The sequence below is a fragment of the Ramlibacter sp. genome (assembly GCF_028291745.1).
In the GTDB taxonomy this organism is placed as follows: domain Bacteria; phylum Pseudomonadota; class Gammaproteobacteria; order Burkholderiales; family Burkholderiaceae_C; genus Ramlibacter.
This window is the reverse complement of record NZ_JAQGNQ010000022.1, coordinates 37248-54730: the sequence shown is the minus strand read 5'-3', so window position 1 is coordinate 54730 and position 17483 is coordinate 37248. Positions and strand designations below refer to the sequence as shown.

4 protein-coding genes and 1 pseudogene are annotated in these 17483 nt (G+C 69.8%); 2 read left to right on the top strand and 3 right to left on the bottom strand.

What is annotated here, in order from left to right; translation table 11 throughout:
* Positions 1-231: 231 nt before the first annotated feature.
* The 3 genes and pseudogenes from JWP60_RS03405 to imuA all read right to left on the bottom strand — a co-directional run.
* Positions 232-1779, bottom strand: a pseudogene (locus JWP60_RS03405) (PHP domain-containing protein); the annotation flags it as partial.
* A 13-nt stretch (positions 1780-1792) separates the two neighbouring features.
* Positions 1793-3109, bottom strand: a complete 1317-nt coding sequence (locus JWP60_RS03400) for a DNA polymerase Y family protein (RefSeq protein ID WP_299786386.1) — start codon at positions 3107-3109, stop codon at positions 1793-1795.
* On the bottom strand, positions 3054-3869 hold the full coding sequence (gene imuA, locus JWP60_RS03395) for a translesion DNA synthesis-associated protein ImuA (protein WP_299786384.1): 816 nt from the start codon (positions 3867-3869) through the stop codon (positions 3054-3056). The genes JWP60_RS03400 and imuA overlap by 56 nt, the downstream gene beginning before the upstream one ends.
* A 299-nt stretch (positions 3870-4168) precedes the next feature.
* On the opposite strand from imuA, the gene JWP60_RS03390 reads away from it, so the two are divergent.
* Both JWP60_RS03390 and JWP60_RS03385 read left to right on the top strand, forming a co-directional pair.
* On the top strand, positions 4169-5851 hold the full coding sequence (locus JWP60_RS03390; protein WP_299786382.1) for a ShlB/FhaC/HecB family hemolysin secretion/activation protein: 1683 nt from the start codon (positions 4169-4171) through the stop codon (positions 5849-5851).
* A gap of 12 nt (positions 5852-5863) precedes the next feature.
* A complete protein-coding gene (locus JWP60_RS03385) occupies positions 5864-17458 on the top strand; it encodes a hemagglutinin repeat-containing protein (protein ID WP_299786380.1) in 11595 nt (3864 codons plus the stop codon).
* Positions 17459-17483 lie beyond the last annotated feature (25 nt).

Sequence of the window (17483 nt, the reverse complement as noted above, 5' to 3'; positions counted from 1 at the left end):
GACATTTTTTAACGGTACCGCATAGGCATTATTTTGTACAGTGAAGGACGAGCTTTCGACGATCGCGCCACGAAAAACGGGTTACCCACCGCGGCGGTCGGTTCGTCGCAAGCGCCGACCGCCGCCGTGGATAACCCTGCGTCCTTGATGCGTTGAGGAACAAGCTCCAGCCTGTCCGGGGTTAGGTTCAAGTCCTCTTACGGACAAACTACCTCGCTGGTCCGCTGAGTTGTCCCATTCGATCACGGTGCGATCGGGCATCGAGGCGTTCTCGATCGGCACCATGCGGTGCAGCGGACCGCGCGTCAGCACGAAGCCGCCCACGTGCTGCGAGAGGTGACGCGGAAAGCCCAGGATCTGCTCGGTCAGCGCGATCAGCTGCTGCACCTGCAGGTCGTCGGGATCCAGGCCGACCTCGGCGAAGCCCTCGCCCCGCACCTCGCGCCCGTCCCACCACTGGTGGGATTTGGCCAGCCGGTCGACCGTCTCCAGGTCGAAACCCAGCGCCTTGCCGACGTCGCGGATCGCCGAGCGCGGGCGATAGCTGATGACCGTGGCCGTGAGCGCGGCCCGCTCGCGCCCGTATTTTCGATAGAGGTACTGCATCACCTCCTCGCGCCGCTCGTGTTCGAAATCGATGTCGATGTCGGGCGGCTCGTTGCGCTCGCGGCTGATGAAGCGCTCGAACAGCACGCTCATGCGCGCCGGGTCGACCTCGGTCACGCCCAGGCAATAGCAGACGACCGAGTTGGCCGCCGACCCGCGCCCCTGGCAGAGGATGTGCTGCGAGCGCGCGAAGCGCACGATGTCGTAGACCGTGAGGAAGTAGTGGTCGTAGCGCAGTTCCGCGATCAGCGCGAGCTCGTGCTCGATCTGCAGCTGCACCTTCGCCGGCACCCCCTGCGGCCAGCGTCGCCCGGCGCCCTCGTAGGTGATGCGGCGCAGATAGCTGGTAGGGGTTTCGCCTGCCGGCACGACCTCGTCGGGGTACTGGTAGCGCAATTCGTCGAGCGAGAACGCGCACAGGTCGGCGATGCGCAGCGTCTGCGCCAGCAGGTCCGGCGCATACAGCTGCGCCAGGCGCAGGCGCGTGCGCAGGTGGCGTTCGGCATTGGCTTGCAGCGCATGGCCGCATTCGGTGAGCGGCCGGCCGACGCGCGTGGCCGTCATCACGTCCTGCAAGGGTTTGCGCGAGCGCACATGCATGTGCACGTCGCCGGCCGCGGCCAGCGGCAGTTGCGCGTCGGCGCCTGCGCGCCGCAGGCGGTGCAGCCACATTTCGTCGCCCAGCAGCCGCTCGCGCAAGGCCAGCAGCCAGCAGCGCCCGGCAAATGCCCGGCCAGCCCAGTGGCACAAGGCCGCCAATTGCGCGTCGCTGCTGTCTCGCCGCGCTGCGATCAGGACGAGGCAGTCCTCGAAGGCGGTGCGCTCCAGTTGCTCGAACGACAGGCGATAAGTGCCTTTTTCGCTGGCGCGGCGCAGGGTGGTGATGAACTCGCACAGATTGCCGTAGCCCTGCAGGTTGCGCGCCAGCACGACGAGCGTGAACGGGCTTTCGCCCTGCACTTCGAACTGCGCGCCTACCAGCAGCTTGAGGCCGTGCTCCTTGGCGGCCACATGCGCACGCACGATGCCGGCCATGGAGCATTCGTCGGTCAGCGCCAGCGCCGCATAGCCCAGCGCCTGGGCGCGCTCCACCAGTTCCTCCGGGCGGCTGGCGCCGCGCAGGAAGGAAAAGTTGGACAGACACCAGAGCTCGGCGTATTGCGGGCCTGCCATGCTTCTCAGCTTCTCAGGCGAACACGCCCTGGAGGAACCACGCGGTGCGGTCCTTTTCCAGGCGGGTCTGGAAGATCCACAGCACGCCGGCGTGTTCGCTCACGGCCACCCAGTAGTCGCGCACCACGGTCTGCGCCTGCTGCGCGCCACTGGCATCGGGCCGCCGATGCCACCAGCCGCCCTCCACGCGATGCGGGCCGGACAGCAGGAGCAGGGCGCCCTGGTACAGGGGGCGGTCCTCGCGCACCGCCAGTTTCAAGGGCTCGGACAACATGAACGCCGGCTGCGGCAGGTCGCCGCAAGGCGGCAGCGCGCGCGGCTGCGGCACGTTGCTGGGTAGCCAGTGAACCATCCACTCCATGCGGTGGTCGGCCGCGGGCAGCGGCCGCAGCACGCGCTCGGGCCCCAGGCGGGCCGCCACGCGCTCCAGCACCAGCGCCAGCGATTCGCCGGATTGCGCCGGGTCCGGCAACCAGGACGCACTTTTTTCATCGAGCGAATGCACGTCGTCGGCGACCAGTTGCAGGTCGCCGACGGGCGCCTGCAGCGTCACCTTGGCCAGGTGTTCGGCCAGCAGGCGGCCGAGGTGCTCGATGTTGCGCGTGGCTTCGGCGGTGCGGATCGTGAGTTCGCCGCCGTCGCCCGCGGTTTTCGAGCGCATCACGTCGTGGCACCAGCGCAAGGTGAAGGCCGTCACGCCACTGCGCCGCGCCGCCAGCCAGCCGCACAGTTGGAGCAAGAGGCGACGGGCGCCGAACAGCAAGGCGGGGGCCACCTCGACGCGCGACATCAGTTCGAGCCGCTGGGCGAAGCGGTCCGGCAAGCCGACCCAGGCGTGGCTTTCCGGCCGCAAGCCGTAGGCCTGGTCCAGGGCCGCGAGCAATTGCGCATCGAAGCGCCGCGAGAGGCCGCCGCGCGGCAAGGCGCGCACGTCGGCCAGCGTGCGGCAGCCCAGGCGCGAGAGCGTCGCCTCGTGGGTCTTCGCGGGCGTCAGTGTCTCGAAGGGCAAGGCGTCGAGCACCTGGTCCAGGGGTTTGCCGAAGCCGTTGGTGACGCCGGCGCGGGCCAGTGCCAGCGCGGCCAGGCTGGTGGGCGCCCAGCTCGGTGCGCGCAGTCCCAACTCGCACGCCTCGTTGCGCACGCGTTCCACCAGTTGCCGCTTGCCTCCGAACAGGCGCGCGCTGGCCGCCAGCTCCAGCGCCACCGCGCAGTCCTCGATGACCGCGACCCGGGGCGTGTATTGCAGCGCCCAGATCGCCGTTCCCTGCAGGACCTCAGTGGACGGCGAGCTGGCGGGATGGCCGTCGGGGAGCAGGACTGCCCACAGCATCACGAGTCTCCGTGCGCCTCCAGAGAAGGCTGGGTTTGAGCAGGCGCGGGGTGAGGACGCGCGCCAGGCCGCCCGGAATGGACGGCAGCCGCAAGGGCGTAGGCAGCGACGGACCCCTGCGCTTGAAAATCTTGACGCACAGCTCCCAATCCACCGTATAGCTGGCGTGCACGCGCAGCGGCGCCGCCGAGGATTCGTGCTGCGCGGCTTCGGGCCGGCACAGGAACACGGGCGCGCGGCAGGCCAGCGCGCAGACCTGCAGGCGACGGATCTGTTCCTGCCGCGCCTGCGGCAGCCAGGCGACGATCGCCCCCGCGGCATCGGACTTGATCATCTGCTCCGTCACCCACAGGCGCTCGGCCGGCGTCTCGGCCCGGACCCAGACGAGTTGCCGCGCATCGGCCCCGGCATGCAGCAAGCCGGGCAGGTGAGGGGGCTTGGGCGGTCCCACCAGCACCACCTGGCCGCCGCCTGCGACGACTTGTCGGATCGCACCTCCGAGCAGGCGCCACTCGAGCACGGCGGGCTGCGGCGCAAGCACCTCGGTGATCGAACGGCAGGGCCAGCCCGCACCGGGGAGTTGCGCATCGAGCTCGGCCCAGCCGGTGGCCACCGTGTCGCTGATCTGCGAGCCGAGTTCGCCGCCGCGCCACACGCCGGCGGGGATTTCGCCGGGCGCCACGAGCGGCCGCAAGCGCTGCGGCGGGGCAGCGGCGTGGAGGTCGGGCTCGTGCCACTCTGAAACTGCAAGGGCGGTCATGCGATGCGATTAACTGTACGGAAATACAGTATCTCATTTCCAGCCGCATGCCCGACCTCGTCGCACTACTTGCGCCCAAGGCACCGCCGGCGCAGGGGAGCTTCGAGCGGCAGACTGGGTTGGAAGCGGATCGGTTGCAAACGAAACACTTAGTTGCGGACGCAACCAAATCGGGTTAGGTTCGATGGTTTTGCCCCCCGCACCCACTCCAGGCATGAGCGCTGGCGGCCGGTGCACACCGCATGACCCCCGGAAAACCAAGAAGAATCGCGTCTCGTGTGCTCGTTCCCCTGGCCTTCATGGCCACGGCAACCCCCGCCTTCGTTGCGGCCCAGACCTCTCCTGGTGATGCAGCCGCACAACAGCTGGAACAATTACAGCGCAGGCAACAGGAACAAATTCAGCGCGATCTGGAGAGCACGCGGCGCGTCGCTCCCCCCGGCGGCGCCGACCTGCGTGCCACGCCGGCCCCGGTGCAGCCGGCCGCCGTGCCCGGTGCGTGCCACGACATCCGCGAAATCGTGATCCACAACAGCCCGCGGCTGCGGCAGGCCGCGCGGGCCGAGATCGACTCCCGCTTTGCCGGGCACTGCCTGGGGGTCAACGAGATCACGGAGATCCTCGGGCTGATCACCAAGGACTACATCGTCCAGGGCTACGTCACCTCGCGCGCCTACCTGCCCGCGCAGGACCTCAAGCAAGGCACGCTGACCATCGACGTGGTCGAAGGAACGATCGAGCATTTCCGCATCGACGACGAAGGCAAGAAGAGCGTGCCCGCGGGCGCCGTGTTCCCGACGCACGAGGGGCAGGTGCTGAACCTGCGTGACCTCGAGCAGGGCATCGACCAGATCAACCGCCTGCAGTCCAACAACGCGCGCCTGGAGATCCTGCCGGGCGAGGCGGCCGGCGGCAGCGTGGTGACCGTGCACAACACGCCCACGCGCTCCGTGCACCTGATCACAAGCTACGACAACCAGGGGCAGGAAGGCACGGGCGTGCACCAGGCCTCGGCCACCGTGGTGCTGGACAACCTTGCGGGCCTCGGCGAGCAGGTCTCCGTCTCGCATCGCGAGTCGGTGCCGTTCCCCGACGGCGACCACCACACGCAGTCCGACGGCCTGGACCTGTGGCTGCCGCACGGCTACGACACCTGGACGGCCAGCGTGATCCGCTCCACCTATCGCAACGTGCTCACGCTCCCCAGTGGCACGCAGCAGCCGGCCGAGGGCTCCAACAGCATCGTCACGGTGGGCTACGACCGCGTGGTCCACCGCGACGAAGTGGGTCGCCTGTCCCTGGGCACGGCGCTCACGACCAAGGACGCCACCAACTTCTTCGCCGGCCAGTTGCTCGACGTGAGCAGCCGCAAGCTGACGCTGCTGGATGTGCGCGGCTCGTACTCGCGCGTGGTGCTGGGCACCGGGCTGCTGAATGCCTCGCTCGATGTCGTGCAAGGCCTGAAGACCTTCGGCGCGCTGCGCGACCCGGAGCTGCTCACCTCCGAGCAGCCGCATGCGCAATTCAGCAAGCTGCAGGCGGGCGCGCAACTGCACCTGCCCTTCGAAGGCCTGGGCCAGCGCTGGAGCTACGACGGCGAGATCGCCGCCCAGAAGGCCTACGACAGCCTGTACGGCTCCGAGAAGATGCTGATCGGCAGCTTCTACACGGTGCGCGGCTTCTACAACTCGAGCCTGTCCGGCGACAACGGCTTCTACTGGCGCAACAGCCTCTCGTTGCTGCGCCAGTTCCGCGCCGGCAACGACACCGTCGCCGCCCGTGCCTATGCGGCCCTCGACTTCGGCCGCGTGTCGAACGTCGGCCCCGAGGACGGCGGCAACCTCTCCGGTGCCGCCGTCGGCCTGCAGCTGCAATGGCGCGCCCTCACCTGGGACGTCTTCTACGCCGCTCCCATCAGCAAACCCGCCTCCCTGGCGCGCGAACCCGGGCAAACCTGGTTCCGCCTGTCCGCTGCCCTCTGACCGAGACCCAAAATGAACAAGATCTATCGCGTCGTCTGGAATGCCAAGAAGGGTTGCTGGACTGCAGCTGGCGAAATCGCGCAATCGCGCGGCCCCGGCAGCAGCCTGGTGCGCGCCGGGGTGGGCCTGTCGCTGTTGGCAGCCTCGCTGATCGCGCAGGCGGCGGATCCTTCGGTCACAGCGGCGGGTGGCAACACGCGCGCCTATGTCGCGCCCAATGGCGTGACGGTGGTCGACATCGCCACGCCCAATGCCGCGGGCGTGTCGAACAACCTCTACACGCAGTTCAACGTCAACGCCGCCGGCCTGGTCCTGAACAACGGGAATTCCGACCAGATCAAGCGCCAGTCGCAACTGGCCGGCACGGTGTACGCGAACATCAACCTCTCCGGCGAGGCGAGCCTGATCCTGAACCAGGTGACGGGCACCAGCCGCAGCACGCTGGCCGGCTTCACCGAGGTGCTGGGCAAGCGCGCCGACGTGGTGGTCGCCAACCCCTTCGGCATCACCTGTGCGGGCTGCGGTTTCATCAACACCGACCGGGTGACGCTCAGCACCGGCCTGCCGCGCTTCAATGCCGATGGCTCGCTGGGCGGCTTCACCGTCACCCGCGGTGACATCGCCATCAACGGCAGCGGCCTGAACGCCAGCGCGCAGCAGATCCTCGACCTGGTGAGCCGCTCGGTGCGCCTGGACGGGCAGGTCAACGCGCTCTCCCTGGGCATCTACACCGGCGCCAACGTCTGGGACTACGGCAGCCGCAGCGTCACCGGCGCGGCCACGCCCGAAGGCGCGGCGCCTACGCTCGCCATCGATTCTTCGCTGCTGGGCGGCATGTACGCCAATCGCATCGTGCTGGTCTCCACCGAGGCCGGCGTGGGCGTGCGCATGCTGGGCGACGCGGCGGCGACGGCGGGCGATTTCTCGCTCACGTCGGCCGGCCAGATCCAGTTGAACAACAAGCTGTCGGCCAGCGGCAACCTGGCCGTCACGGCCCGCGGCGCGGGCGTGCAGCTGGCCGATGCCTCTCTCAACGCGGGCTTTGACCTGGCGCTCGCCAGTGATGGTGCCGCGCAGATCACGGGCAGTTCGCTGGTGGCCGGCCGCAACCTGGGCGTGAGCGCGGCCAGCCTGCTCGACACCGCAAGCAGCACCGGCACCGTGGAAGGCAACAACACGCGCCATGCCGGCGGCGCGCTGACCCTGGACGTGCAGGGCAGTGCCGCCATCGACGGCACCCGCTGGGGTGCGACTGGCGTCTGGCAGGGCACCGTCGGCAGCCTGAGCGTGGGCAGTACCGGGGCGACGCTGGACGCGGGCGCCGGCCTGCAGCTCTCGGCCAAGCAGGGCGACCTCGCGCTGGGCACCGCGGCGGTCCAGGCGACGGGTGATCTCACGCTGGCCGCCACGGGTGCGATGAGCACGGTTGCAGCCGCGGGGCAGGGCGTTGTCAGCAGCGCCGGCAACGTCGTCATCACCGCGGCGCAGGGCCTGAACAATGCGGGCGCGATCAGCGCCGACGCTGGCCAGGCCACCTTGCGCATCGGCCAGGCATTGACGAACTCCGGCGCGATCCATGCCGCTGCCGGCCTCGACATCGCCGACAACGCGGGCGAGGCCAGCGAGTCGATCAGCAACGTGGCTGGTGGCCGCATCCTGACCGAAGCCACGCTGGCCCTGAAGGGCGCGAGCGTGAGCAACGCCGCCGGCGCTGGCGTGCAGGCGGCCGCGGGTAGCCACGTGCAAGCCACGAGCCTGGACAACGGCGGCAACTGGCTGCTGTCCACGGCGCCGGGTGCGGCGAGCGACAGCGTCGCGGTTTCCGGCGCATTGAGCGACGCGGGCACGCTGCAATCCGCCCGTGCACTGCGCGTGCAAAGCGGCAGCGCCACGATAGCCGGCAAGCTGCTGGCGGATGGCGACCTGTCCATCACCAGCACCGGCGCGTACACCACCGGCGCCGGCAGCTACACGCAGTCCGGCGGGGCGCTGGCCCTGAACGCCGGCAGCGTGACGAATGCCGGTGTGCTGAAAGCGCAGGCGCTGACGCTCACCGCCGGCAACGGCTTCGCCAACAGCGGCATCGCCCAGGCGGACAGCGGCAATGCGGTCGTGCACGCGAGCGGCGCGATCGCCAACAGCGGCACCCTGTACGCGGCGACCAACCTGGACATCGCCGACGCCACGGGCGCTGGCACCGAGTCATTGAGCAACAGCGGCACGCTGCAATCGGCCGGCAGCATGCAGGTCGCCGCCGCCGCCACCAGCAACACCGCTGACGGCTGGGTGCAGGCGGGCGATCGCAGCAGCCTCACGCTGGGCAGCCTGGACAATCAGGGCACCTGGCTGCTGTCCACGCATGCCGGCAGCGGCGACCACGTGGTCATCGCCGGCGCGCTCGCCGATGCGGGCGCGCTGCAGTCGGTCAACACCTTGGCCCTGAGCGCCGACCACGCCAGCGTCACCGGCAAGTTGCTGGCGAGCGGCAACCTCGACGTCACCACCGTCGGCGCCTATTCCACCGGCGCGAACAGCTTCACGCAGTCGGGCCAGGCGCTGGCGGTTGCCGCCGGCAGCATCGACAACGCCGGTGTGCTGAAGGCCAACGCAGTCACGCTCACGGCGCAGACCGGCCTGGCCAATAGCGGCACGACCCAGGCCGACACCGGAGCGGCGACGCTGCGCATCGGCGGCACCCTGGACAACAGCGGCACGGTGTACGGCGCCACCGGCCTGGACATCGCGGACGCCGCCGGCAACGGCAGCGAGACGCTGACCAACAGCGGCGCGCTGCAATCGGACGGCAGCATGAGCGTGAAGGCGGGCACGAGCCGCAACACGGCCGATGGCTGGGTGCAATCGGCGCAAGGCAGCACCGTGGCCCTGGGCAGCGTGGACAACGCCGGCACGTGGCTGCTGTCGACCCAGGCCGGATCGAATCGTGACATGGTCACCGTCACCGGCGCACTGGCCGACAGCGGCACGATCCAATCCGTGAATGCGCTGACCGTGAACGCGGGCAGCGCCAGCGTCGTCGGCAAGCTGCTGGCGGGCCAGGACCTGGCCATCACCGCGACGGGCAGCTACACCACCGTCGCCGGCAGCTACACGCAAGCCGGCCAAGGCATCACGCTGGCCGCCGACAGCGTCGACAACAGCGGGCTCGTGAAGGCCGCCACCATCGGCCTGACCGCGCAACATGGCCTGGCCAACAGCGGCACCGTGCAAGCCGACGTCGGGTCGGCCACGCTGCGCGTGGGCGACAGCCTGGACAACAGCGGCACGCTGTACGCCGCGACCGCGCTCGACATCGCCGACGCAAGCGGCGGGGCGACCGGCACCTTTCACAACAGCGGCACGGTCCTCAGCGACGGCACGCTGGCACTCCAGGCGCAATCGGCCAGCAACACCGCCAGCGGCTGGGTGCAAGCCGCGCACCAGAGCACCGTGAATGCGGCGAGCCTGGACAACGCCGGCACCTGGCTGCTGTCCACCGCCGCAGGCACGACCTCCGACACGGTGACGGTCGCCGGCGTGCTGAACGACAGCGGCAAGCTGCAGTCCGCCAACACCCTCGGCGTGAGCGCCGCCAGCGCGCAGGTCGACGGCCTGCTGATGGCCACCGGCAATCTTGGCGTGAGCACCACTGGCGCGTACACCACGGGCGCCGGCAGCTACACCCAATCGGGCCAGACGCTCACGCTCCATGCCGCCACCATCAGCAACGCCGGTGTCCTCAAGGCCAACGCCCTCGCGCTCACCGCGCAATCCGGCTTCGGCAATACCGGCACGGCGCAAGCCGACACCGGCGCCACCACCGTGCGCGTGGGCGGCAGCATGGACAACAGCGGCACGCTGTACGCGGCCACGACGCTGGATATCGCCGACACGGCGGGCGCCGGCAGCGAAAGCCTCACCAACAGCGGCACGCTGATCGCCGACGGCCGCATGGACGTGAAGGCGGGCACGACCCGCAACACCGGCTGGGCGCAGGCCGCGACCGGCAGCGGCATCACCGCAGCCAGCCTCGACAACGGCGGCACCTGGCTGCTTTCCACCAGCACTGGCGCGGCCCCCGACACCGTCACGGTGGCCGGTGCGCTCACCGACAGCGGCACCCTGCAATCGGCCAATGCGCTGACGGTGCAGGCGGCCAGCGGCAACGTGAGCGGCAAGCTGCTCGCGGTCGGCGATCTCGCGGTCACCACGACCGGCGACTACAGCACCGGCCAAGGCAGCTACACGCAATCCGCGCATCAGCTCACGCTGGCGGCGGCGCATGTGGCCAACGCCGGCGTGCTGAAGGCCGCCGACCTGTCCCTCACCGCCAGCAATGGCCTCGACAACAGCGGCACCGCCGAAGCCGATACCGGTACCGCGCACCTGCGCGTGGGCGGCACCCTTGCCAACAGCGGCAGCGTGTACGCGGGCAATCTGCTGGACATCGCCGACGCGGCAGGCAACGGCAGCGAATCCCTCGCGAACAGCGGCACGCTGCTCTCCGACGGCCGCATCAGCGCGCGTGCAGCGGCCACCAGCAACGACAGCGGCGCCTGGGTCCAGTCGGCTGCGGGCAGCGCGCTGAGCCTCGGCAGTCTCAGCAACGCCGGCACCTGGCTGCTCTCCACGGGCGGCACCGGCACCGACACCGTCTCGCTCACGGGCGCACTCAGCGACAGCGGCACGCTGCAATCGGCCCAGGCGCTCACGCTGCAGGCCGCCAGCGGCAACGTCGGCGGCAAGCTGCTCGCGCAGGGCACGCTGACGGTGACCACCACCAGCGGCTTCACCACCACGGCGAACAGCTACACCCAGTCGACTGGTGCGCTTGCGCTCACGGCCTCCAGCGTGAACAACGGTGGCACGCTGAAAGGCTCCACGCTGGACCTCAGCGCCGCCAGCGGCTTCACCAACAGCGGTCGCACGGAAGCCGGCACCGGCGCCGCGATGCTGCGCGTGGGCGGCACCCTGGACAACCAGGGCACCCTCTACGGCGCCTCGACGATCGACATCGCCGATGCCGGCGGCGGCGCCAGCGAGACTCTCACCAACAGCGGCACGCTGTTCACGGACGGCAACCTGAAGGTCAAGGCCGGCGCGGCCAGCAACAACGCCAGCGGCTGGATCCAGGCGGCCACCGGCAGCGACCTGTCGCTGGCCAGCGTGAGCAACGCCGGCACCTTGCTGCTGTCCACCAACGGCGGCAACGCCACCGACACGGTCACCGTCAGCGGCGCCGTCGACGACAGCGGCACGCTGCAGTCCTCCCATGCCACGCGCCTGCGCGCCGGCTCGCTGACGGTGGGCGGCCGACTCGTGGCCAGCGGCGACCTCACGGCCACGGTGGGCGGCACCGCGACGGTCAATGGCGTGCTCGCCTCGGCCGGCACGCTCGCCCTCGATGGGGTGACCACGCTCACCAACAACGCCGGCGGCGTGATCGCCGGCAACAAGCTGACCGTGGCGAGCGGCACCGTGAACAACAGCGGCACGATCCAGGGCGGCAGTGCCACCGGCAGCAGCCTGGCTGCCACGGGCACGGTCACCAACAATGCGACCGGTGTGATCGCCATCGCGACGAGCACGGCGGGCAACGGCACCGTGAGCGGCGCCACGATCGTCAACGCCGGCAAGATCCAGTCGGCCGGCAGCATGACCGTGCAGGGCGGCAACGGCGGCCTCGCGAACAGCGGCACCGTGCTGGCCGATGGCACGCTGACCGTGCAGGCGCAAGCCGGCACCACGCTCGACGTGACCCAGACCGGCTCGGCCGTGCTGCAGGGCGGCGTGCTGAACGTCAACGCCCGGCAACTGACGCTGAACAACAGCAGTTCGGTGCAGTCCCTGGGCGACATGGGCCTGACGCTGAACGGCTTGAGCTTCGGCGCCTCCTCGGCGCGCATCGTCGCGGGCCGCAACGGCAGTGGCACCGGAACGATCACCGTGGCCAGCGCGCTGACCGATAACGCAGGCATCTATTCGGGCAGCAACCTGGCGGTGAACGCCCCGGGCGTGACCCTGACGCAGACCGGCGGCATGGCCGCCGCCGGCAATCTCACGGTCACCAGCACCGGGGACATCAGCAACAGCGGTGCGCTGTTCGCGGGCGGCACGCTGACCGCCAACGCCAGCGGCCACACGATCACGAACGTGGGCGACGCGGCGGGCGGCATCGGCACCATCGACGCCGGCAGCAACCTGGTGCTGACGGCCAGCACGCTGGTGAACAACAGCCGCATCGACAGCAGCGGCAACATCACCATCAACGCCGGGACCATCCACAACGACACGCCCGGCGGCGACACCCGCTACTGGGGCGGTGACGAGAACGTGGCGCAGAGCCAGACCGGCTACGACAGCCAGGGCTACAACGGCTGCAACTGCGTCGACCAGACCCAGGTCTGGTACTACGAGAAGACCTGGACCCAGCGCCAGTACTACGGCAACGGCGCGACCGCGATCGCCAACAAGCCGCAGATCATCGGCAACGGCACGGTGACGCTGACCGGCTTCAACACCGCCACCAACCTGGCGGGCGTGTTGTCGGGGAGCACGCTCAACATCACGGGCAACTCCGGCGCGAGCTTCACCAACGACGACCTGGCCTTGCAGCAAAAGAGCTACAAGGAGGACTGGCAGCACTACATCAAGTACATCGCCGCCGGCCCGGCCACGTACACCGACGACAGCAACCACAACAACACCGGCGCGGTGCTGCAGGGCACGACGGCGCTGTACAGCCCGGGTGCGGGCGTCTATGCCAACAACCTGAACGTCAGCAACGTCTCGCTGACCAACACCGGCTCGGCCTACACCACCGCGGCCAGCGGCACCAGCTACAGCGCCGCCGCCGGCAGCGCCGCGGGCGCGGCGAGCGTGGGCAGCAGCACGGGCGCCCATGGCGCGAGCACCAGCAGCAATGCCGCCGGGGTGACCGCGCGCACCGGCAGCACGGCCAGCGCCGACACGGGCGTCAGCGCCCAAAGCGGCAGCACCAGCAATGGCGCCAGCGGCTCCGGCGCCCGCACCGGCAGCACCGCGGGTGCGGCGACCGCCAGCACGGCGCAAGCCGGTAGTACCAGCAACGGCACGGGCGCGACCGGTGCCGGCACGGCCAGCACGTCGACCGGCACCGCGGCCACCGGCAGCGTCGCCTTCGGTGGCATCAACATCACGCTGCCCACCAATCCCAACGGCTACTTCGTGCCGGTGACCGCGCCCGGGGCGCATTACCTGGTCGAAGCCAACCCGGTGATCGGCGGCCTGAGCGCCAGCTTCGGCGGCTCCAACTACATGCTCACGCAGCTCGGGTTCAACCCGGACACGGCGCAGACGCGCCTGGGCGACGCCAACTACGAGGCCTACCTCGTGCAGCAGCAGCTGATCGCGCAGACCGGCGGCAACCTGCTGGCGGGCTTTCAGGACCAGTCGTCCGTGCTGAACGCGCTCGTGCAGAACGGCGTCACCGAGGCCAGGACGCTGGGCCTGACCGTGGGCCAGCAACTCAGCGCGCAGCAGGTCGCGGCGCTGAACCAGGACATCGTCTGGATGGTCAGCACGCAAGTGGGCGGGCAGACCGTGCTGGTGCCGCAGGTGTACCTGTCGCCGCAGACCATCGCCGGCATCCAGAGCGGCGCCGTGCTGGCGGGCAACAACGTGTCGCTGGACGTCACGAGCCTCACCAACACCGGCGGCACGATCGTCGGCCGCAACTCGCTGGACGTGCGCAGCGCCGGAGACATCACCAACCTCTCGGGCACCATCACCGGCGGCACCGTCAACCTCGATGCCGCTGGCAGCATCGTCAACCAGACGGTGTCGCAAGGCAGCGGCAACGACCAGCTGTATGTCACCAGCATCGGCAAGCAGGCGGGCATCTCCAGCACCGGCGACCTGGGCCTGACCGCCGGCAAGGACATCACCAACCTGGGCGCCAGCATGACCGCGGGCGGCAATGCGAACCTGAGCGCCGGCGGTGCCATCACCTTCGACACGATCCAGAACCGCAACGCCAACACCACCCACAGCTCGTACGACAACGGGCTTACCTCGGGCACGTCGACCACGACGACGACGACCGTGGACCAGGTGAAGTCCGGCCTGACCGCGGGCGGCAACCTGAACATGACCTCGGGCCGCGACATCACGCTGGCCGGCACCGATGCCAAGGTGGGCGGCGATGCGTCGCTCAATGCGACCGGCAATGTCGACATCATCGCCCGCGCCAACAGCACGACCACGCACAGCGAGAGCACCTCGTCCGGCCTGGGCGTGGGCGGCGGCCTGGTGGGAACGACCGCCACCACGACCGATGCCCAGCACGATCGCAACGTGGGCAGCTCGCTGACCGTGGGCGGCAACGCCACGGTGAATGCGGGCGGCGACCTGACGCTGCAGGGCTCCAGCATGAAGGTGCAGGGCGACGGCACGGTCAACGCGAGCAACGTCAACGTGCTGGCCGGGCTCGATTCCGACACCAGCCACACGACCACGAAGACTTCCAGCTTCCTGGGCGGCGGCGGCGCGGGATCGTCCGGTGCGTCGGCCAATGCGGGCGCCAATGCGTCGGCCACTGGCACGCAGGCCAGCACCGGCGCGCAAGCGGGCGCCCAGGCCAATGCCGGCGGCACCGGCGGCGTGGTGATCTCGCAGACGACGACCACCACCAACGACACCACGGACACGCACCACGTCGCCTCCACGCTGGATGTGGGCGGCAACCTGACCGTGAACGCCAGCAAGGACGTGGCCGTGCAGGGCTCCAAGGTGTCGGCGGGCGGCAATGCCACCATCAACGCGACCAACGTCAACGTGCTGGCCGCCGAGGACGTGCATACGAGCACGACCAGCACGACGTCGACGGCGGTCGGCTTCATGGGCAGCAGCGACAACCATGCGGGCGCGAGCGCCGGGGCCGATGCTTCGGCCAACGCGGGCGGCGCCAACGCTTCGGCCGGCGCCAGCACGAAGGGCGGCAACCTCGCGGCGGGCGTGGACCAGAACAACCTGAACGCCAATGCCTCGGCGCAGGCGCAGGCCAACGCCGCGTCGAACAACGACCTGACGCTGGTGCGCTCGACCACCGACACGACCAGCACGCTGGACGTCACGCACCAGGGATCGTCGATCACGAGCGGCGGCAACCTGAGCATCAACGCCGGCAACAACCTGACCACGCAGGGCTCGTCGCTGGCCGCGGGCAACGACGTGAAGCTGGCGGCGACGAACCTGTCGTTCCAGGCCGTGAACGACGTGCACCAGACGACGACGAGCAGCAGCACGACCTCGGCCGGCCTGTTCGCCAACGGCACCGCGGACGCCAGTGCCAAGGGCAATGCGGGTGCCAACGGCGGCGACCTGTCGGCGAGCGCGAGCGGCTCGGCGCAGGCCAATGCCGATGCGAGCGTCGGCATCAAGGTGAGCAACACCCAATCGGGCAGCACCGACGGATCGACCACGGCGGTGACCTCTTCGATCACTGCCGGCGGCAACATCAACCGCAACGCCACGGGCAACATCACCGACGTCGGCACGCAGATCACGGCCGGCGGCAACCTGAACCAGTCGGCGAACACGATCACCAGCCTGGCCGCCCAGAACACCACCTATTCGAGCAACAGCACGACCAGCAACACCGGCACGCTGGGCGTGTATGCGGGAGCGTCGGCCAGCGCCTCGGCCGACGCCTCCGTGAAGGGCGGCATCGGCACTGGCGCCGGCCAGCCCAGCACCGACACGAGTGCGGGTGCCGGTGCAGGGGTGGGCGTGCGCGCGACCTACCAGTACCAGCAGGACCAGGCGGGTTCGGCCAGCAGCAATGCGGTGGTCTCCAACATCACGGTGGGCGGCAAGGTGAACAGCACCTCGCAAGGCACCACGACGCTGCAGGGGACCAACATCAATGCCGGCGGCGACGTCAACCTCGCGGCCGGTTCGCTGGACTACCGTGCGGCGGCGAACACCACCAGCAACAGCACCAGCACCACCAGCGGCCAGGGCCAGGTGCAGGTGGCGATCGAGGGCACGGGCACGGGCGCCAATGGGGGCTACAGCAACGGCAAGACCGCGGACAGCTCCAGCACGGCGGTGGTGGGCAGCCTCACCTCGGGCGGCAACCTGAAGATCACCACCACGGGCGATACCCGGCTGGAAGGCACCAACCTCGCTTCCACCGGCACCACCGGCATTGCCGCCGGCGGCAATGTCACGATCGCCGCGGCGCAGAACACCTCGTCGTCGAGCAGCAGCAACATCGATGCCTCGCTCACGATCTCGGCCGACAAGAGCGGGGCCAAGGGCGGCAAGCAGGGCGCATCGGCCGAGGGCGGCTACAGCCAGTCCAGCGACAGCGGCAGCGAAGCGGTGGCCGGCAGCATCAATGCGGGCACCGGCCTCACCATCAGTTCCGGCAAGGACACCACGCTGGTGGGCACGGCGATCACGAGCGGCGGCGACGCCAGCATCAGCGCCGGTGGCAACCTGAACTATCAGGCGGCGCAGAGCACGCAGAGCAGCCAGTCCTTCGGCGTGGAAGCCTCGGTCGGCGGCGGCAAGGAGACTTCGAGCAAGGGCAAGACCAGCAGCAGCAGCGAGCTGGGCGTGTCGGGCGAGTACGCGCAGTCGAACAGCACGACGCAGCAAGGCGGCAGCATCGCGGCCGCCGGCAACCTGAACCTCTCGTCGGGCGGCAACACCACGCTGGTGGGCACGGCGGCTTCAGCCGGCGGCCAGGCCAACATCAACGCGGGTGGCAAGGTGGACGTGCAGGCGGCCGTCAGCACCACGACCAGCACGGGCGTGTCGGCTTCCCTCGATGCCAGCAAGAGCAAGGAAGGCAGCGCGAAGGCGGAGAAGGAGGGCGGCGTCGCCGGCACCTTCGTGGGCGGCACCAGCAGCACCGCGCAGGCGGCCAGCCTGCAGGGCGGCACCGGCGTGAACGTCACGGCAGGCGGCGACGCGTCCTTCCAGGGCACGCAGATCGCCAGCGGCGGCAACGTCGGCATCCAGGCGGGCGGCAACGTGACGCTCGGCACGGCCAACAGTTCCTCGGTCAGCGGCAGCATCGGTGGCTCGGCCGGCAGCGGCGGAGCGATGATCAACAACGCCCAGGTGAGCGGCAGCGACAGCAAGCAGACCGTGAACATCCAGAACGCCGGCAACCTGACGGTGAACGCGGGCGGCACGGTGGCCTTGCAAGGCACGCAGGCGCAGTCCGATGGCACCGTGACGGTGGCCGGTGGTGGTGGCGTCAAGAAGGAGGCCGTGGTCTCCGGCGGCGGCAGCATCGGCCTGACCACCGCCGGCGCGGCCGTGCAGGTGCAGACGGTGCAGATGAACGGCGCCGGCCGCACCCTGGTGCAAGCCGGACCTGGCGGCGCCTTTGCCGCGCAGATCGCGCTGCCCGCCAACCTGCCCGCGGGCACGCAGCTGAAGGCGAGCACCGCCGACGGCAAGCCGCTGCCCACCTGGCTGAAGGTGGACCCGAGCACCGGCCAGATCAGCGGCACGCCGCCGGCCGGCTTCAAGGGCACAGTGCAGGTGAACGTCACGGTGCCGCAACCGGGTGGCGCCAGCGTGATGGTGCCGCTGACGTTCTCCGCACCTTGAGCATTGGAACGCCCCACCGCATGGA